This is a genomic window from Verrucomicrobiota bacterium (assembly GCA_016871495.1).
In the GTDB taxonomy this organism is placed as follows: domain Bacteria; phylum Verrucomicrobiota; class Verrucomicrobiia; order Limisphaerales; family VHDF01; genus VHDF01.
The window spans coordinates 141483-160611 of record VHDF01000001.1 but is presented as its reverse complement, the minus strand read 5'-3'; the positions used below and the strand labels follow the sequence as shown (position 1 = coordinate 160611).

The following is a 19129-nucleotide window of genomic DNA, read 5'->3' as shown; positions in this document are numbered from 1 at the left end:
TAGACCACTTTGTCTCCTTCCGTTCGACACGCCAGATCGCGGTTGAGCTCCACAGACCCGGCAGGAAACATCGGTCATTGAACTTGCGGCATTCACCTATTCACCGCCACCACCCCCATCCTTGAAAGTCGAAAATGTCCCTCTTGGTCTCAATTCCATTCCACTCCACCCAATCTTTCCCCGCATGAGGTCAGGATGTCTGAGGCTGCTACGGCACCTTGATCGAAGTGGCGTTGCGCTTTGAGCCGTTTCTCATCTTCCTGAATCCTGGGCTTCAGAGCTGCATCGAAAACTGCCTGAACCGTCCCTGGGAACCGCACAAGTACCCCTCCAAGCCAATGCAGGACGCCAACCTCCAGTTTCTCCTGGCCTGGGCGACCGAGTACTACACGCGAGACGGGCCCATGTCGCTGAACGCTCATCAGGCGGTCTGCGCCCTGTATGCTGGTCGCAAAGTCGAATTCCAGCGTGTGCCTCAGCTCAATCCGCCCGAAGCCGAGGTGTTAGCGTGGTTGCGCTCAGGTCTAATCCCTCGTTCAACCTGAAGCGCCACGGCATCCGTGGTAACCTCGAGTTGCGGCACTTTGTAAAATGTCCCGATGAGGATGCTATTGGAACACGGCGGCGATAAGCTTTACCAGTTTTCGATTGTGAATCCCGGCGTTAACAGTTACCATGCCAGCCGCTTTCCTTCACGTTATACAATAGATCGGCAATCTATAGACAGGTATCAACGGATCAAAATGAAAATCGCTTAAAGAACCTTTGCTCTCTTCGGTCCGCAACAGAATGGTAGCGCATGTCCATGCATATTTTACACACTGAGAGCTCAAATGGCTGGGGCGGTCAGGAAATCCGCATTCTCAAGGAGTGTTTAGGGCTTAGAAAAGAAGGCTTCCAAATCACACTCGCTGTCGTGCAGGGCGGCAAACTCGTAGAGTATGCCCGCAAAGAAGGGTTCGAAGTGTTTGAAATCGATTTCAAACGATCCCAAGCGCTCAAGGCACTGTGGCAGCTATGCACTATCATCAAAAAGGGGAGGATCGATGTGGTTAACACGCATAGCTCGTTCGATGCCTGGTTGGGAGGCATCGCTGCAAGAATCATGGGACGATCCGTTGTGCGAACAAGGCATCTATCGACACCCATTCGAGGGGGGCTCAACGCTCGACTGCTTTATAATGGTTTGGCAGATTATGTTGTAACCACCTCATCGTGTATCATCCCGGAGATCGAGCAAAAAGCCCACCTTCCGCTCAGCCGAATCCAGTGCATTCCAACAGGGGTTGAACCTTTTGAAGTCCCTCAAGAAGAGGCGCGAGAATTCCGTAGTTCGATCCATGTAAAGCCAGATGAAATACTGATTGGGTCTGTCTGTGTCGTTCGATCCTGGAAAGGGATACAAGACCTCATCGCCGCGGCCAAAAGTCTTCGTCATGACCCCAGATTGAAGTGGGTTGTCGTGGGTGGCGGTTACATCGAACAGTATAGGCCTTTGGTTGACCCTGATCTTCCCTTCATCTTCACGGGGCATTTGGACAATCCAAGGGCCGCCCTCGCCGCCATCGACATGTTTGCACTTCTGAGCACGGCGCACGAAGGGATCTCTCAAGCCTCTCTTCAAGCCGCTTTCCTCAAGAAGCCGCTTATTACAACGAGCATCGGAGGCCTTCCGGAAGTGTGCCTGGATGGAAAAACCGGACTCGTTGTTCCTCCGTCATCCCCGGACAAAGTGGCTCAAGCAGTCCTGCGGCTGGCTGGCGACAGTACGCTGAGAGAGCAAATGGGGCAGGCAGCTCATCTACTTGTCATCGAAAGTTATACTTTGAGTCACACTTTGAGAAATATGGCTCGTGTCTTTAAGGGACTCTCCTCGATACGACCATAAACTCTGAATAGAAGCAGGACTCTTGTGATGTAATACCCTCAGTGCCAGCGGTCGAATCAAATTGACCCGTCCGGGGTCGAAATGATTGACCCGTCGCTCATTCTCGCAAAAAGAGACATGTTTTCTTTAAATCATTCCGCAACAACGTGATAAGGGAGTGATTTAAAGGAAACATGTCGGCCAGGGTGGGTCAGCCATTTCGACCAAAGGCGGGTCAATCAATTCGACCGCTGACACCCTCAGTTCCTCCGGGACAGAGGTTTCGAATTATTTCCAGGTGTGCCGATTGGAAAGTGCCTTGATTTCCTTTGCACACGTCGGGGACTTGGGGAGAGGCATCTTGCTTTCCCTCACGGAAAGGCCGCGAAGGACGCAGAAGGCGGAGGGGCGAGTTGCGTGGGCGCAGAGATCTCAGGCTTTGGGTGCCAAGACTCTGTGCTTGAAGCAGTCTCCGGCTTGGCCTAGCGTCCGTACATGGGCGTCGAGGGAATTCGTCAAGCATTGCAGACGCTACTGTTTGATCGCGGTTGGATTCGTCTGGCAGAGGGTCGGGCACTGCCAGTGCTGCATTCCGATTTTGTCGCGGTGTTGCCGCGTCGCATCATTTTCGTTGGAGAGGATGGTTCCTGGTCCGTTGGTCGAGCCCATCCTCATCATCTCCTTATCTGACCATGGCAATCGTTCTGGCCCGCCACGGGTTCGGCGGATCTCCCCGAACCAGGCACTCCAAGGGAACCGCCACGCCCGCCGCGATTTCGGAGTCGTTGGAGGCTTCGGACGTTGGATTTGCTGCAGTGGCCCGATTCCGGCGTCTGTCGGTGACCTGATGCTTTAGGCGGCTTTACGACATGCACTGGCTTTACCTCACACTCGCTATTCTCGCCGAAGTGGCAGGCACGACCTGCATGAAACTCTCGGCTGGTTTTACCAAGTTCACCCCTTCGGTGCTGATGTGGCTGTTCTACGGGGTTTGCTTTTATTTCCTCACTTTGACTCTCAAAAAGGTGGATGTCAGCGTTGCCTACGCCATCTGGAGCGGCGTTGGCACGGCGTTGATAGCGACGTTGGGAGTCCTCTACTTTCGAGAGCCGATCAGCGTCCTCAAGGTCGTAGGGCTGCTTGCCATCATCGGAGGAGTGGTTGCGTTAAACATCTCCGGAGGGACTCATTGAATGCGACCGCGGCTCAACCATGAAGGGTAAGCGGTTGCGGCGCAAAGCGGAGCCATTCACGATGCCGGCGAGTGAACGAGCTCGGAGTTCTTCAAGTGGGATCTCTCCCTTCCGCCACTTTAGGGCCAACGCCTGTAAGAATGGGATCGAGTTGCCGGGCTGATTTCGTTTTCGGTGGGGCCTGTTTGATAGGAATGATGGGCGAGTCGAGTCCTACTGCTCACCGGTTGGGGCCTCGCGCGCGGACAGGATCGTTGCCGATGCTCCGGGATCACCCCACCGCTCTTGCAGTTCGTTCGCCTCATCATCTCCTGGATCTCTGCCTGGCTCAGCATGCCTCGGCGGCACGAGGGAGCCATGAAGGCAGGCGTCTTGGCAAAACTGATCCTCAGCCGTGCCACCTGGTCTACCCGCGCCGCCTTCATCCTCGCCCGCACTGACCTCGCATCTCGTGACCATCTCCAGCGCCAGAGAAAGCGTGCCGCGGCCGTAGTGTACAGGTTCGGGACCACCATCGCCTGGACCACGTGGCGTGAGGTTACCAGAAGAGGCCACCGCTTGGCCGGAGCGCGAGCTTCTAAGATGGTTTCGTTCACTTCCTTGGGAATGACCTCGTCGAAAACAGTCTCGAATGAAACTTCGATTGGATACCCTTTTATCATCAATTCCCATCTTATTGATTCAGAGCAACTTATGGTGAAAGTCAAATTCTTCCGGATCCACCGACGTTCTCAGCGTGGAAATTCTTAAGAGCGTGTTTGGAAATTGGGTGGGGTCCTGTTTTCGCGGAAAAGGCCCGATGGCGAGGCACGAGGAGGGAGCATGGCCGCCAGCGCCCGGTGACCGACGAGCAACGAAGCCAGCGGGCCTTTTCCGCGAAAACCCTTCGGGCGGCGGATCTTTTGCCGGCGGCCTGCGTTGGCTTGGCCGTTACAGCCCGCTTTGCGGATGCTCCGGCCTCGCCGCCTTGGCCGCCGCCAAAATCTCTCGCCGCAGGACCCGCCCAATTTCCAAACAGGCTCTAAAGGCATTGGGGCCAGGCAAGGTGCAACACTTCACGCGGGGAGAGGAATTCTGGGGATGGCAAATAAAAAGGCCGCCTCCAGGGCCTCCTTTGAACCCCCCTGAAGACGGCGGTATCCCGTTAACAGCTTGGATGCGGAGCGTCACCTCCTTGGTCTGCTCATTGCGCACCCCGCGCTTCGCAAGCACTCATAACTGGGACGAACGCATTATCCTCGATCGAATGACTTTCGCAATCATCCCAGTTATTGATTTATTATGGAGACGGTTCATGGAAAATCGTGAGACACAATGTCTCGGATGGGGCGCTTCCGCTGTTGGGTTTTTCGCAACTTTTTGTCTAGGAAGGCGTTTAACAATGAGGATTTAGCCATGCCCGCCTTTTCTTACCGCGCCCGCAAACGAAATGGAGAAATTGTGACCGGAGTCCTCGATGTTCCGGATCGTGCTCTGGCATTGAGCCAGATCGAACGTTTGGGACTCTTTCCTGTTGCAGTTGAAGCTTCTAAGTCTGCCGCCTCGAAGTCGGATAAACCCAAGGAACGGGGGTCTCGAGGTTCTGGATCCGAGCTTCTTCCCCCGACTTTGAGGGCGTGGGTGAACAAGCCTCGGCGACCCAAGCTTCAGGAATTGGCCACCTTCACTCGTCAACTCGCCAATTTGCTTCACTCGGGCATGCCGTTGACGGTTGCCCTGAACAGCATGACGCATCTCGAGTCCAAGGGTATCCCCTCCGACGTGAGCAAGCAGTTGAAGCAGGATGTGATGGAAGGGCGGGGCTTGTCCGATGCCATGGCCAAGCAGCCCGTGATTTTCTCGGATATTTACGTCAACATGGTGCGGGCAGGGGAACAGAGCGGGGCACTTCAAGACGTGCTGCGTCGATTGGCTTCCCATTTCGAACGATTTGCGGAAGTTCAATCCAAATTTTCCTCCGCCATGATTTATCCAGCCGTCGTGGCCTGCGTCGGTCTGGCCATTGTCATCTTCTTCATGAGCTTCATGCTGCCTCGATTCCTTTCGATTTTCGAAGGCATGAAGGTGCCGTTGCCGGCATCGACTCAGGTGCTCATCTCCATCAGCCATGTCTTTGGCAACTACTGGTGGTTAATGCTGCTGGTCGGGATTTGCCTGTGGGTTCTCTTTATGCGCTTTCGTGGCACCGTGCGCGGTCGTCGAGCCCTTGATGCGTGGAAGCTGCAAGCTCCTGTAGTTGGCAAAGTGTTTCGGCTCAATCTCTTTGGGCAATTCGCCCGCACTCTTTCCACCCTCTTGCACAATGGCGTTCCCGTCCTCACGGCGCTTCGCATCACCGAGCAAATCATGCCCAACGTCCTCTTGAGAGAGGCCATCGCAAAGACACGCGAGCAGGTCACCGACGGCAAGACCATCGCCCAGCCCCTGGCCCAGAGTCGCTTGTTCCCCCAGCTCATGATCGACTTGTTGAAAATTGGCGAGGAGACAGGGGACGTCCCGGGTGCCCTTCAAAATGTGGCCGAAACGTACGAGAGCGAGCTGGATCGTGCCCTCGGCGTGATGACCAACCTGATTGAACCCGCCCTCATCATCGTCATGGCTTTGGGGGTGGGTGGATTGCTCTTGAGCGTCCTTTCGGCCATGTTTGCCATCACCTCCAGCATCCAATCGAAATAGGCAGAACCCCGTGAATGCCGGCGCTCATCAACCGTTCCTTTGGACCCGATCCCACGGTCGTGGCTTCGACAAGGAATGGGGGCGGAGCGCATTCACGCTCATCGAGATCATGGTGGCCATCGGGATTATGGCTGTCGTACTCGCCATGGGGATGCCGGCCATCTACAAATCCTTGCGCCAGGAGGGCATCCGGAAGGCCTGTGCCGACCTCTTGGAAGGGTGTGTCCAAGCGCGCGCCCAAGCCATTCTGCAAGGCGTCGCCGCCGACTTTGTCATCCGCGCGGAAGACGGAACCTTGAGCATCCAAATGGTTCCCGATTCCCGGCCCCGATCCATGAATGAACTGACCGTCAATCTTCGCGACAATACGGAGGCTCGCGGACCGGCTGCCCCCTCATTCTCCGCCCGATTGCCCGAGAACGTCGCGGTGGAATTGCTGGATATCAATTTTGTGGATCACATGGACGCGGGCGAGGCGCGTGTGCGTTTCCACCCGAATGGAACCAGCGACGAGTTCACGATCGTGTTGAGATCCGAGGATGGAGAGGTTCGCAAAATCTCCCTCGAAGTCGTGACCGGCATTGCCACCATGGACGTCATGCAATGAGACTTCTCCGCCAAGGACCACCCGCGCGCAGGTCGCACTTGCGCGGGCAGGAGGCGTTCACCCTGATCGAGGTGATGATCGCCATCGCGATTTTCTTCATTGCCGTGTTTTCAATCCTCGAACTGACCTCGCGTTGCTTGCGCCAGGCGCGAGCGCTCCAGCAGGAAAACGTGGATATCGGGAGTTTGGCCTCCGAACTCGTGCTCACCAATCGTTTGGAGGAGGGCATGGAAAGCGGTAACTTCGGCGACATGCATCGCGACTACACCTGGTCTCGAACCACCCGCATGATTGCGACCAACGGTTTGTTCCAGGTGGATTTGAGCGTGTTCTGGGTGCAGGAGAAAAAGCCGGTCGAAACACGCATGAGTTTCTGGCTCTATCGTCCAGAATCCACGCCGAGAGGATTGGGGGTAGGCAGACGATGAAGTTGTTTCCTCCGAACCGTATCGGGCGCCGAGGTTCCGCCTTCACGCTGGTGGAGATCATGATGGCCATCGGAATCTTCGGCATGATCATGGTGGCGATCTACGCCAGTTGGTCCTCAATCCTCCGGGGCACGCGCATCGCCCAGGATGCCGCCATCGAAGCCCAGCGGGCGCGGATCGCCATGCGCTGCGTGGAGGACGCGTTCGTTTCAGCCCAGCTTTATGTGGAGAACGCGAAGCATTACGCGTTCTTCGCGGATACCACGAAGGACTTCGCGTTCGTGAGCCTGGCGGCGCGGTTGCCTGAATCTTTTCCGGGGAGCGGCTATTTCGGGGGGCAAAATGTCCGGCGTGTCGAATTCTCGATCGAAGCCAGTTCGGATGGCGTCAATCAGTTGATGATGCGCCAGCGTCCTGTCCTGATCGCGACGAACTCCGCTCAGGACCTTTCCTACTCGCTTCCCCTGGCTCCTGACGTGAACCTGTTCACGCTTGAATTCTGGGAAGCCAACCGCGGCGAATGGGTCAAAGATTGGTTCCTGACCAATCAACTGCCTAAAATGGTGCGGGTGACACTCGGATTCGGACGTGCCAATCAGCACTTCTCCCGGCCGCGCGAAATCTTCACGCGGGACGTGGCGCTGGCCGCGATGGCGATCCCGGTGGAGTTTCAAATGGGAACGGCAGTGGGTGGACCGCTGAATACGCGGTCCAACATCTTGAATCAGCCTCCCGGACGCAACCCCCAGCTGCCCCCTCCATCCGGGGGGGCTCCATTGCGCTAATGGAACTCCGTGTGGACTTGCTGCAACCAATGCCTCGAATGGGCCGACGGAAATCCATGAATCAACAAGGCTTGCATGGTTCGAGACAGGAAGCGGGGATCGCCCTCTTGATCGTGATGATCATGGTGCTGGTCCTCAGTGTCCTGGCGGGAGGATTTGCCTTCTCCATGAAGGTTGAAACGAAACTGGCCAAGAATACCGCCCTGGACACGGATTTGCAGTGGCTCGGACGTTCGGGCGTGGAGTTGGCTCGTTACGTTCTCTCCCAGCAGTCAAGCATACCGGAACCGTTCGATTCGTTGAAGCAAAAGTGGGCCGGTGGTCCCGGCAATACCAACGATCTCCTGGCGGAAATATCCTTGGAGAATAACGTGGTGGGCGACGGCACTTTCTCCATCAAGATCATCGATGCCGAACGCAAGCTCAACATCAATTCCGCCAATGACGCCGTCATCCAACAGGCTTTAACGTTGATCGGTGTCGATGCGTCGACCTTCTCCATGATCGTGGACTCCATCAAGGACTGGAGAGACAGGGATGATAGCCAATCCATGGCGGGCGCGGAATCCGATTACTATCTTAGCTTGAGTCCTCCTTACGTTGCGAAGAACGGGCCCATCGGGGATTTGACGGAACTCCTGTTGGTCAAAGGGGTGACTCCTGAGATTTTTTGGGGGCCGCAAGCGACGAACCGTTTGGCGGGCGGGCTGGGGGCACTCGCGGCCGCGGCCCCGTTCCAGCAAGCCCTTCCACCTCCGACCGGCGGACGCTCGGCGCGAACGGGTGTGACGTCGCGAAATCCAGGTTTTGGACTTCAGGGGTACGGGGTGGCGGCCATGCCGGTGGGCCTGGTCGATTTGTTCAGCGCGGTCGGCGCCCGGCAGATCAATTTGAACACAGCCTCGGCGGCGGTGCTGCAATTGATTCCCGGAGTGGACGCGCACATGGCGGGCGCCATCGTGCAGGCGCGCTCCGGCTACGACGGTGCGGAGGGGACGCTGGACGACACACCGTTTGCCAGTCCGTCCGAAGTTGCGGGCGTGCCGGGATTCTCGCCTCAGTTGGCGGGAGTCTTCGGGCAGTTCTGCACGGTTCGAAGCTTCACCTTTGAAGTCCATGTGGACGCCGAGATCAATGGCTATCATCGCCGGTTTATCGCGTTGCTACGGCGCATGAACGCTCGGGATATTCAAACATTATACATGCATTGGGAGTGATGATGAAGGACGCGGGGAACGGACCGGGTGTCTTATTCGTGACGGGGACAGGGACGGGAGTCGGGAAAACGGTCCTTGTTCTGATGCTGGGTGCGTATTTGAAGTCGATGGGGGCCCGTTACCGGTTATTGAAGCCCGTAAGCACCGGGGGACGATCCGACCCCAACCGGTTGATGCGGCAGCAAGGGAGGCAGGTCTCGATTGACGACATCAATCCCTTGTTCTTTTCATTGCCGGCAGCACCTTGGGTGGCGGCATGCGTGGAAGGGAGAACGCTGGCGGTGACGGAAATCCTGGATGCGGTGAAAAGGAGTGGGGCGGGGGTCGATTATCTAGTTGTGGAAGGTGTTGGTGGTGTGATGGTTCCGTTCAACAAGAATGAGTGTGTCTTGGATCTGGCCCAACGCCTGGACGGTACATGTGTTGTGGTTGCCCAGAACAAACTGGGTGTGATGAACGAGGTGCTGTTGTCCGTTAGAGCGATGCGGTCCAAGGGGTTGCATCGGATAGTGGTGGTGCTTTTCGACCCGACCCGGCGGGATGAGTCTTATCGGGGGAACGCGTCCTATTTACGAATCCTCTTGCCGAAAGTTGAGATATTGACCCTTAAAAGAGTAAACGTAAACGAATTGTACAGAGATACTTGCAATTCATTGGACGTAATTTCAAAAAAAACTCTTGCCCGTCTGACGGGCTTTGCTAGTTTTTCGCCGCTCTTTAACAGGACGGAAGTTGGCGGACTAAACTCGGCGAAAAAAAGATTAAAAAGCCGTTGACAGTGCGGAATTAGTCGATAATTTTGGCGCGGTTAAATAAACTGACGTTGGCGCTGATTGATCATTGTTGGCGCCACGAACTTTTATCCCCTAAACGGGAAAATTTTTGGGTCGAAAGACCCCCAGTTCATTGAAAATCGAATAGTGCGATAAGTTAGAGCCCCTTTGGTTGATGTTGTTAGCAATCAATCAACCAAAGAGTTTTAGTAATTGCAGTTGCTTGGCGAAAGCCAGGCATGAATCAAGCTAACGTTTTAATTACGGAGAGTTTGATTCTGGCTCAGAACGAACGCTGGCGGCGTGGATAAGACATGCAAGTCGAACGCTGATTGCGGAGTAGCAATATTTCGTAGTCGGCGTGGCGCAAGGGTGCGTAACACGTGGGTAATTTGCCGTGAAGTCCGGGACAACTCGCTGAAAGGCGAGCTAATACCGGATGTGGCTGCGGGGGGGCATCCTCCTGCAGCTGAAGTTGGGGACCGCAAGGCCTGACGCTTCTCGATAAGCCCGCGGCCTATCAGCTAGTTGGTGAGGTAACGGCTCACCAAGGCTAAGACGGGTAGCTGGTCTGAGAGGACGACCAGCCACACTGGAACTGAGACACGGTCCAGACACCTACGGGTGGCAGCAGTCGAGAATTTTTCTCAATGGGCGAAAGCCTGAAGGAGCGACGCCGCGTGGGGGATGAATGGCTTCGGCCCGTAAACCCCTGTCATTCGTGACCAAACCTTCTTATTTAAAAGATGAGAAGCTGATCGTAGCGAAAGAGGAAGGGACGGCTAACTCTGTGCCAGCAGCCGCGGTAATACAGAGGTCCCAAGCGTTGTTCGGATTCACTGGGCGTAAAGGGTGCGTAGGTGGCCGGGTAAGTCCGATGTGAAATCTCCGAGCTCAACTCGGAAATGGCATTGGATACTATCAGGCTAGAGGGTCGGAGGGGAGACTGGAATTCTCGGTGTAGCAGTGAAATGCGTAGATATCGAGAGGAACACCAGTGGCGAAGGCGGGTCTCTGGACGACTCCTGACACTGAGGCACGAAAGCTAGGGGAGCAAACAGGATTAGATACCCTGGTAGTCCTAGCCGTAAACGGTGCGCATTTGCTGTGAGCGGAATCGACCCCGTTCGTGGCGAAGCTAACGCGTTAAATGCGCCGCCTGGGAAGTACGGTCGCAAGATTAAAACTCAAAGAAATTGACGGGGGCCTGCACAAGCGGTGGAGTATGTGGCTTAATTCGATGCAACGCGAAGAACCTTACCTGGCCTTGACATGCAAGTAGTAGAACCGTGAAAGCGGGACGAGGTAGCAATACCAGCTTGCACAGGTGCTGCATGGCTGTCGTCAGCTCGTGTCGTGAGATGTTGGGTTAAGTCCCGCAACGAGCGCAACCCTTGTGTCCTGTTGCCACCCGAACGAGAGTTCGGAGCACTCTGGACAGACTGCCTCGCTTAAACGAGGAGGAAGGTGGGGATGACGTCAAGTCAGTATGGCCCTTACGGCCAGGGCTGCACACGTACTACAATGCCCGGCACAAAGGGAAGCAAGACCGTGAGGTGGAGCAAATCCCCAAAAACCGGGCTCAGTTCAGATTGTTGGCTGCAACTCGCCAACATGAAGCTGGAATCGCTAGTAATGGCGCATCAGCTACGGCGCCGTGAATACGTTCCCAGGCCTTGTACACACCGCCCGTCACATCATGAAAGCCGGTTGTACCCGAAGTCGCCCCTCAAAAGGTGCCGAAGGTATGGCTGGTGATTGGGATGAAGTCGTAACAAGGTAGCCGTAGGGGAACCTGCGGCTGGATCACCTCCTTTCTAAGGAGACACAGAACCGGATGAAAGTCCGGTTCAAGGTCGGACAACCGCAAGGTTGTTGGGCTCGCTTGTCGCACTACTCGGTTTTCAATGCGTTCTTTGAACAAATCAAAATCGCGCTTCGGGGCTGCCGTCCACCGAGGAAACCCATCGAATTTGGGGCTGTAGCTCAGTTGGTAGAGCGGTAGCTTTGCAAGCTATAGGTCAGGAGTTCGAATCTCCTCAGCTCCACCATCTCCGATCAGATCAAAGTCTGGCGGCAATAGATTCGTGGGGGCCTGTAGCTCAGTTGGTTAGAGCATGCGCTTGATAAGCGCAGGGTCACTGGTTCAAGTCCAGTCAGGCCCACCATGCACGCGATTCAGCAGGATTTAGGGCCCGGTTCAGGCCGGGCCTTGACGTTCTTTGACAACTATACATAGGGAAAGAATAGATAGAGGCATAAAATCTACAGTTCGCTGAGTTCCATTGGAAACAATGGTTAACTTTGTGATCAAGCTACTAAGTGCAAACGGTGGATGCCTTGGTGCCAAGAGGCGATGAAGGACGTAGCAAGTTGCGATAAGCCACGGGAAGCCGCAAGCAGGCGTTGATCCGTGGATCTCCGAATGGGACAACCCAGCCGTCGTAACGGGCGGTTATCGACCGGATGAATTCATAGTCCGGCGAGGCGAAACGGGGTGAAGTGAAACATCTCAGTAACCCCAGGAAAAGAAAACGAAGCGATTCCGTCAGTAGTGGCGAGCGAAAGCGGAACAGCCTAAACCGGAGGGACTTGTCCTTCCGGGGTTGCGGGACCTTGACGTGGGAGGTCAGACGTGAGCTTAACGGCCTGGAAAGGCCGGCCATAGACCGTGACAGCCGGGTGAGCGAAGCGCGAGGCCCCCTAGAGGTATCCCAAGTAATGCGGTGCACGTGAAACTCCGCATGAATCCGTCCGGACCACCGGATAAGGCTAAATACTCCTTGGCAACCGATAGTGAACTAGTACCGCGAGGGAAAGGTGAAAAGAACCCCGGCTAGGGGAGTGAAATAGTTACTGAAACCGATTGCATACAATGTGTAGGAGCCCGCAAGGGTGACTGCTTGCCTTTTGCATAATGAGTCTGCGAGTTATTGTCAGTGGCCAGCTTAAGCCCCTCTGGGGTGAAGGCGAAGGGAAACCGAGTACGAATGGTGCGCCAAGTCGCTGGCAATAGACCCGAAGCGGAGGTGATCTACTCTTGAGCAGGTTGAAGCCTGGGTAACACCAGGTGAAGGACCGAACTCGTGGATGTTGAAAAATCCTGAGATGACTTGAGAGTAGGAGCGAAAGACTAATCAAACCCCGTGATAGCTGGTTCTCTCCGAAATAGCTTGAGGGCTAGCGTCGGGAAAGTACTCCAGGGAGGTAGAGCACTGGATGGCTTAGGGTCCCCACCAGGATGCCAAAACCAATCAAACTCCGAATGCCCTGGAAAACATTACCCCGGCAGTCAGGCTGCGAGGGATAAGCTTCGTAGCCGAGAGGGCAACAGCCCTGACCATCAGCTAAGGTGCCTAAATGTGGTTAAGTGGAAAGGATGTGACGTTGCTTAGACAGTGAGGATGTTGGCTTAGAGGCAGCCACCATTTAAACAGTGCGTAATAGCTGACTCATCGAGCGATGTCGCGCCGAAAATGATTGGCGATCAAACCGCATACCGAAGCTATGGATGCTGGAGCTCTTTGGAGCGCCAGCGTGGTAGGAGAGCGTAATCAGTGCAGCGAAGCCCGACGGAAACGGACGGTGGAGCGCTGATTAGTGAGAATGCAGACATGAGTAGCGATAAACCAGATGAGAATTCTGGTCGCCGTAAACCTAAGGTTTCCTGGGGCAGGTTCGTCCTCCCAGGGTTAGCCGGGAGCTAAGGTGAGGCCGTAAGGCGTAGCCGATGCACAGCGGGTTAATATTCCCGCGCCGGCTTGGGTTAAGGCCGTGGCTGACGCAGAGAGAAAAGTGGCCAAGTCATTGAAAGACAGAGCTTAGGGGCGACCCGAAGCGTACCACCGGACAATCTGCCTAGAAAAGGCCGCGGTTGTTCCCCAGGCCGCCCGTACCGTAAACCGACACAGGTGGGTGAGTCGAATAGACTAAGGCGCGCGAGAGAAACCTCTCTAAGGAACTCGGCAAATTAGCCCCGTAACTTCGGGAAAAGGGGTGCTCCACGCAAGTGGAGCCGCAGTAAATTGCGTTTAGCGACTGTTTAACAAAAACACAGCACTCTGCAAAGTCGTCAAGACGACGTATAGGGTGTGACACGTGACCAATGCGGAAAGATCAAGGCAAGAGGTTAGCCGCAAGGCGAAGCTTCGAACCTAAGTCCCCGTGAATGTCGGCCGTAACTATAACGGTCCTAAGGTAGCGAAATTCCTTGTCGGGTAAGTTCCGACCTGCACGAATCGTGTAACGACTGAACGACTGTCTCGGAGAGGATCTCGGCGAAATTGTAGCTGCGGTGAAGATGCCGCATGCCCGCAGTAGGACGGAAAGACCCTATGCACCTTTACTGTAAGCTCGTATTGTGTTCTGATTAAGGATGCTTAGCGTAGGTGGGAGGCTTTGAAGGCATGGCTTCGGTCGTGCTGGAGCCGCAATGTGAAACACCACTCTTTTTTAATTAGGATTCTAACCCCGATTCCTGTTAGCCAGGCGGGGGACAGTGCGTGCGGGTCAGTTTGACTGGGGCGGTTTCCTCCAAAAGTGTAACGGAGGAGCGCTAAGCTTGGCTCAGCACGGTTGGCAACTGTGCGTCGAGCGTATGGGTAGAAGCCAGGTTGACTGCAAGACCAACAAGTCGAGCAGATGCGAAAGCAGGCCCAAGTGATCCGATGGTTGAATGTGGAATTGCCATCGCTCAACGGACAAAAGGTACGCTAGGGATAACAGGCTGATCGATTCCAAGAGTTCACATCGACGAATCGGTTTGGCACCTCGATGTCGGCTCATCGCATCCTGGGGCTGGAGAAGGTCCCAAGGGTCCGGCTGTTCGCCGGTTAAAGCGGTACGCGAGCTGGGTTCAGAACGTCGTGAGACAGTTCGGTCCTTATCCACTGTGGGCGAAGGAAACTTGAGGGGTTCATTCTTTAGTACGAGAGGACCGAGAATGACGCACTTCTGGTGTGGCAGTTGTTCCGTCAGGGGCATCGCTGCGTAGCCATGTGCGGAAGGGATAAGCGCTGAAAGCATCTAAGTGCCAAGCCCATCCCAAGATATGGTTTCCCGGCCGCAAGGCCCTAAAGACCCCAGGTAGACCACCTGGTTGATAGGTCAGGCGTGCAAGCGCTGCGAAGCGTTTAGCGGACTGATACTAATCGGTCGTGAGGCTTGATCGCTTTTTTTCAAAGGCGATTTTACTCGGCGAAATTGTGGATAGCCTCTGTCGGTTCGCCCTATGTATAGTTTTCAGAGAACGAAATTGTTCTTATTCAATTTTTTGGTGACCATAAAGCTGCGGTCCGACCCGATCCCATTCCGAACTCGGCCGTCAAACGCAGCATTGCCGATGGTAGTGGTTGTATAGCTTCTGCGAGAGTAGGTAGTCGCCAAATCTTTCAGTGAAAGCGGCCGGCCCGACAGGGTTCCGGCCGTTTTTCTTTCCCCGCAGATCCTGAACTCTGCGAGCTTCTGGCGATGACGACATTCCGAATGACGCACCGGATCCATCAACGGTGCATCCGCAGGTTGTCGGGGCGGGCCGTTCCAGGCGCTTCCGCTCGCGCCCATCGGCCGCCGCGATCTCCTCCCGGGGGATCGTCTTCCCTGACCCAATCCGCGCGGAGTCTCCATTCTGGCCGACGCCACTTCAGACGCATGTCCAATGCGCAGATCGTGACCTCAGCCCATTGATCTCAAATTCCGCTTGGCGGGCGCATGTGTGCTGCATGTCTTTCCCTGAGTGGTTTGTGGCCAGGACGAATCGGCCACGGAACGGGCGAGGGCCACGGCTGTGGAGAGAAGGTCGATACCTTTTACGGACCAATTTGACGGAGGCCGATTCGGGCAAGTTCTGGGAGCCGTATCGGGTGCTGACGGAGATTGAAGCGGTGTTCAAGATCCTCAACGACGATCTGCGCCTTCGTCCGGTGGATCATCGGATGCTCTTGGCGCGATGGAGGTGGGAATTGCTGGAGACGGCGCCACCATCCATTACAAGCGCCAAGGAACGCGTCTCGCTGCCGACCGCCCTCTGGAGGCCGGGTTGGATTCGGGGAATGATGGTCGGAATCCACAAATAACTTTGCTTTCCGATCAGGTTGCGGTAGTCCTCTGATGTTCTTTGACAGCGGCCCGCGTTTCCCGGGGGATGTTCTTCCCGGTCCGGAGCCGCATGGGTGCTGATTGTTATCAGGCTGGAGGCCTGGGAACCCCGTGAGAATCGGGGACGGTTGCGCCACTGTGAGCGGTTACAAGTTCCTACATGCCACTGGATCTATTCCGGGAAGGCGGGAATGAGGCTCGAAACCGCGAGTCAGGATATCCCCTCCCGCCTGCTCGTCAGGATTTTCCAAGAATCCACTTCTCCGCCAAGAGAAGGATGAGGCCAGGGCTTCAGGCCTGTCGCCTGAGGCGTTCGATGCCTTCATTCGCCATCTACCCGGGGATGAAGGCTTTTTTATTGCCCTCATTCCGGACTGGTCTCGCTTACCGCAACCTTGTTTGTGTCCGACCATGAAAGAGACTAGTTCCACGACAAACCGTTCTGTTCGCCTTCGACTCCTCCGGAAGTTTCGTTTTTTTGCCTGGGGGGTGCTCGGGTGCTGCGCCGTGCTTCGTGCGCAGCCTGTGGTTTCGCCTCCCGCCAATTCCGTCGGGTCGAGTGAGCCCTGGGCAACTCATGTGACAGCCTACGTTCCCGGAAGCGGATTCGCCGTCGAGTTCGGATCTGGACTGGGCTACACAAACTCGTCTTCCATTCTCGGTCTGCCTTCGCGGGTCACTTCCGGCGCCTTCGGCGGCCCAGTCGACCCATTCGCACCGCCTTTCCTGGTTTCACAGCTCTTATCCGTCGGTGCCACTGGCTCGATCACGGTTGAATTGGGAAGGCCTGCCTTCAATAACCCCGCTCATCCCCACGGCGTCGATTTCCTGGTTTTCGGCAACACGGGGTTCACCATTACGAACGGGAACTTTACGGGCGGAGGCATTACCGATGGTTCTCTTTTTTCCGCAGGACAGGGTGTGGGAAGAGTTTCAGTCAGCCCCGACGGCCTGAACTTCTTCACCCTTGATCCCGCCAAAGCGCCTGCATTGGATTCGTTGTTTCCCACGGACGGATCAGGCGAATTTCATCAAGCGGTTGACCCCCGATTGAGCGCGGCGGATTTCGCGGGATTGAGCCTCGCTGGCATTCGCGATCGGTACGCTGGATCAGGCGGGGGCACGGGATTCGATCTTGCGTGGGCTGTGGACGCGCAGGGCCGGCCCGCCCTGGTCGATTACGCCACCCACGTTCGTATCGAAACATTGTCCGGCCAGCTGGAGCTTGACGCCATCACGGTCATTCCCGAACCGGGAGTGTCGAGCCTGCTTGCGATCGGCCTGGTAGCCGGTGCGTTGATGCGGTGGCGGCGACTGGCGAATCAGGCTCGCTCATGAGAAGGTTTGCATGAGGATTCGGATTGAACGGGTCTGGGGATGGGTGCGGGCCGCAGGGCGAGGATACAGCATCATGGAGTTGATGGTGACCGTCGCGGTCATTTCGGCGCTGGGTTCCTTGTTGCTTCCAGCGCTGAGCCGTGCCCGTGCCCAGACTCGTCAGGCGCAATGCCTATCCTCGCTCCGTCAGCTGGGCTTGGCCTGCGCTTTGTATTGGGACGACTACCAGCAAAGAGCCTTTCGCTACCGGACGGGCAAGCATCGCGACGGGGTGATTTACTGGTTCGGCTGGCTGCAAGATGGACGGGAAGGTGAAAGGGCTTTCGATCCGGCGGCGGGTGCGTTGCAAGCCTATTTGACCCCCTCAACGGTAGGCCTTTGTCCTTCGTTGCGCTATGCCTCGAGCGCTTTCAAATTGAAGGCTTCAGGACCGGCCTGGGGGTTTGGATACAACTTGAATCTTTCGGCGCCGCCCGCTTCTCCTGCCATCGATTTGAGTCTGGTGGCGGACCCCTCCCGGCTCGGGGTATTTGCGGATAGCGCCCAGATCAATACGTTCCAGCTTCCTGCCACTCCTGAGCGTCCATTGCTGGAGGAGTTCTACTACGTCCATCAGGACGAGCCGACCGTACACTTCCGGCACGAGGAGAAGGCGCAATTGGTCTTTGCCGATGGCCATGCGTCTGGCGAACGTTTGCGTCTGGAAGCTCAGGATCTGCGTTTGCCTGCCGCGAGGGTGGGGCGATTGCCTGCGGAGAAACTCATCCTCCAACCTGGGCGCGGATCTTCTCGATGATACCGCGGCTGATCCTTTCGAGTTCCGGCTTATCCGGACCTTCGGCGAGCAACCGCGCCTTCGGTTCGGTTCCGGAGTAACGAAGCAGCACTCGCCCGCCCAGAGGTTTCAAAGTTTTTTCGGCTTGAGTCACGAGGTCGAGAACGCCGTCCAACTCCGCGAAGGGGGTTTTCTCGCGCACCTTGACGTTGGTGACGACTTGAGGGAAGCGACGCCAGCACTTGCCGAGCACCGAGAGCGGTTTGTCGGCGGACTTCATGATGCGCAGAATCTGGAGGGCGGCGACGAGGCCATCTCCGGTGGAGGCGTGATCGCTGAAAATGATATGGCCGCTTTGCTCTCCGCCGAAATTGTAGCCGTGACGGAGCATTTCATCGATGACGTTTTTGTCGCCCACGGCGGTGCGCACGACTTTGCCCCCTGCCTGTTTGAGGGCTTGGTCCAGGCCTGAATTGCTCATGACGGTGGCCACCAGTGTCTTTTCGCGCAAGGCGCCGCTGGCGAGCAGGTCGAGGGCGGCGATGGCCATGATGTCGTCGCCGTCGACGAGGTGGCCGGTTTCGTCGCAGAGCAGCACGCGATCGGCGTCACCGTCGTGCGCGATGCCGATATGGGCGCGGTGTTCCCAGACCTTCTGGCACATGGCTTCCGGGTGCATCGATCCGCAATCGCGATTGATGTTCAAGCCATCCGGCTGAATGCCGTAGGCGAACACCTCGGCCCCGAGTTCCCGCAGCACGCAGGGGGTGGCCTTATAAGCCGCGCCATGGGCGCAATCCACGACGATGCGCATGCCCTCGAGGTTCAGGCCGCGGGGCAGGGAGGCTTTGGCGTATTCGATATAACGGCCCAGGGCATCGTCGATGCGCACCGCCTTGCCGATTTGACCGGCGGTGGGCCGGATGTTTTCGATTTCGCCGCTGAAGACCAGTTCCTCCACTTCCGCTTCGACTTTGTCGTCGAGCTTGAAACCGTCGCCTTGGAAAAACTTGATGCCGTTGTCGTCGTAGGGATTGTGCGAAGCCGAGATGACGATGCCGGCGTCGGCGCGCAGGCTGCGCGTCACATAGGCGACTCCCGGCGTGGGGAGGGGGCCGATGAAAAGCACGTCCACCCCCATGGAGAGAATGCCCGAGGACACCGCATTCTCGAGCATGTAGCCCGACAGGCGGGTGTCTTTGCCGATGACGATCCTGTGTTTGCCGCGGCCGCGCGATTCGGTGTGGAGGTTTTTGAACACGTGAGCGGCCGCCCTTCCAAGTTTGAGGGCTGTTTCTGCGGTGACCGGCTCGATGTTGGCTGTGCCGCGGACGCCGTCCGTGCCGAAGATTTTCTTGGTCTGACTCATGATCG

General features: G+C 56.4%; 13 protein-coding genes, 2 tRNA genes, 3 rRNA genes and 1 riboswitch. Of the genes, 17 read left to right on the top strand and 1 reads right to left on the bottom strand.

Going from position 1 to position 19129, the window contains the following annotated elements; translation table 11 throughout:
* Nucleotides 1-218 precede the first annotated feature (218 nt).
* From FJ404_00810 to FJ404_00730, 17 genes are all read left to right on the top strand, one after another.
* On the top strand, nucleotides 219-545 hold the full coding sequence (locus FJ404_00810) for a hypothetical protein (GenBank protein ID MBM3821423.1): 327 nt from the start codon (nucleotides 219-221) through the stop codon (nucleotides 543-545).
* A gap of 254 nt (nucleotides 546-799) precedes the next feature.
* A complete protein-coding gene (locus FJ404_00805; GenBank protein ID MBM3821422.1) occupies nucleotides 800-1888 on the top strand; it encodes a glycosyltransferase family 4 protein in 1089 nt (362 codons plus the stop codon).
* A gap of 848 nt (nucleotides 1889-2736) precedes the next feature.
* The gene (locus tag FJ404_00800; GenBank protein MBM3821421.1) at nucleotides 2737-3060 is read left to right on the top strand and encodes a multidrug efflux SMR transporter; all 324 of its coding nucleotides are present in this window, start codon (nucleotides 2737-2739) and stop codon (nucleotides 3058-3060) included.
* Between the two features lie 1395 nt (nucleotides 3061-4455).
* The gene (locus FJ404_00795; protein MBM3821420.1) at nucleotides 4456-5736 is read left to right on the top strand and encodes a type II secretion system protein; all 1281 of its coding nucleotides are present in this window, start codon (nucleotides 4456-4458) and stop codon (nucleotides 5734-5736) included.
* A 10-nt stretch (nucleotides 5737-5746) separates the two neighbouring features.
* The gene (locus FJ404_00790; GenBank protein MBM3821419.1) at nucleotides 5747-6343 is read left to right on the top strand and encodes a prepilin-type N-terminal cleavage/methylation domain-containing protein; all 597 of its coding nucleotides are present in this window, start codon (nucleotides 5747-5749) and stop codon (nucleotides 6341-6343) included.
* On the top strand, nucleotides 6340-6771 hold the full coding sequence (locus FJ404_00785; GenBank protein ID MBM3821418.1) for a prepilin-type N-terminal cleavage/methylation domain-containing protein: 432 nt from the start codon (nucleotides 6340-6342) through the stop codon (nucleotides 6769-6771). Before FJ404_00790 ends, FJ404_00785 begins: the two co-directional genes overlap by 4 nt.
* Nucleotides 6768-7556, top strand: a complete 789-nt coding sequence (locus FJ404_00780; GenBank protein ID MBM3821417.1) for a prepilin-type N-terminal cleavage/methylation domain-containing protein — start codon at nucleotides 6768-6770, stop codon at nucleotides 7554-7556. The genes FJ404_00785 and FJ404_00780 overlap by 4 nt, the downstream gene beginning before the upstream one ends.
* A complete protein-coding gene (locus FJ404_00775; GenBank protein ID MBM3821416.1) occupies nucleotides 7556-8773 on the top strand; it encodes a general secretion pathway protein GspK in 1218 nt (405 codons plus the stop codon). The genes FJ404_00780 and FJ404_00775 overlap by 1 nt, the downstream gene beginning before the upstream one ends.
* The gene (gene bioD, locus FJ404_00770) at nucleotides 8773-9549 is read left to right on the top strand and encodes a dethiobiotin synthase (protein ID MBM3821415.1); all 777 of its coding nucleotides are present in this window, start codon (nucleotides 8773-8775) and stop codon (nucleotides 9547-9549) included. Before FJ404_00775 ends, bioD begins: the two co-directional genes overlap by 1 nt.
* Nucleotides 9550-9806: 257 nt before the next feature.
* A 16S ribosomal RNA gene (locus tag FJ404_00765) occupies nucleotides 9807-11371 on the top strand.
* A 150-nt stretch (nucleotides 11372-11521) separates the two neighbouring features.
* A tRNA-Ala gene (locus FJ404_00760) sits at nucleotides 11522-11597 on the top strand.
* A gap of 40 nt (nucleotides 11598-11637) precedes the next feature.
* A tRNA-Ile gene (locus FJ404_00755) sits at nucleotides 11638-11714 on the top strand.
* A gap of 137 nt (nucleotides 11715-11851) precedes the next feature.
* Nucleotides 11852-14724: ribosomal RNA gene (locus FJ404_00750) — 23S ribosomal RNA — on the top strand.
* Between the two features lie 93 nt (nucleotides 14725-14817).
* Nucleotides 14818-14933, top strand: a 5S ribosomal RNA gene (gene rrf / locus FJ404_00745).
* The 16S, 23S and 5S rRNA genes sit together here with 2 tRNA genes alongside, the layout of an rRNA operon.
* A gap of 432 nt (nucleotides 14934-15365) precedes the next feature.
* A complete protein-coding gene (locus FJ404_00740; protein ID MBM3821414.1) occupies nucleotides 15366-15620 on the top strand; it encodes a hypothetical protein in 255 nt (84 codons plus the stop codon).
* Nucleotides 15621-15744: 124 nt separating this feature from the next.
* Nucleotides 15745-15863, top strand: a riboswitch (cobalamin riboswitch).
* Nucleotides 15864-16053: 190 nt separating this feature from the next.
* On the top strand, nucleotides 16054-16980 hold the full coding sequence (locus FJ404_00735; protein ID MBM3821413.1) for a hypothetical protein: 927 nt from the start codon (nucleotides 16054-16056) through the stop codon (nucleotides 16978-16980).
* A gap of 10 nt (nucleotides 16981-16990) precedes the next feature.
* The gene (locus FJ404_00730; GenBank protein MBM3821412.1) at nucleotides 16991-17776 is read left to right on the top strand and encodes a hypothetical protein; all 786 of its coding nucleotides are present in this window, start codon (nucleotides 16991-16993) and stop codon (nucleotides 17774-17776) included.
* Here FJ404_00730 and FJ404_00725 read toward each other — a convergent pair.
* The gene (locus tag FJ404_00725) at nucleotides 17742-19124 is read right to left on the bottom strand and encodes a phosphoglucosamine mutase (GenBank protein ID MBM3821411.1); all 1383 of its coding nucleotides are present in this window, start codon (nucleotides 19122-19124) and stop codon (nucleotides 17742-17744) included. The two genes, FJ404_00730 and FJ404_00725, sit on opposite strands and share 35 nt — an antisense overlap.
* Nucleotides 19125-19129: the final 5 nt, after the last annotated feature.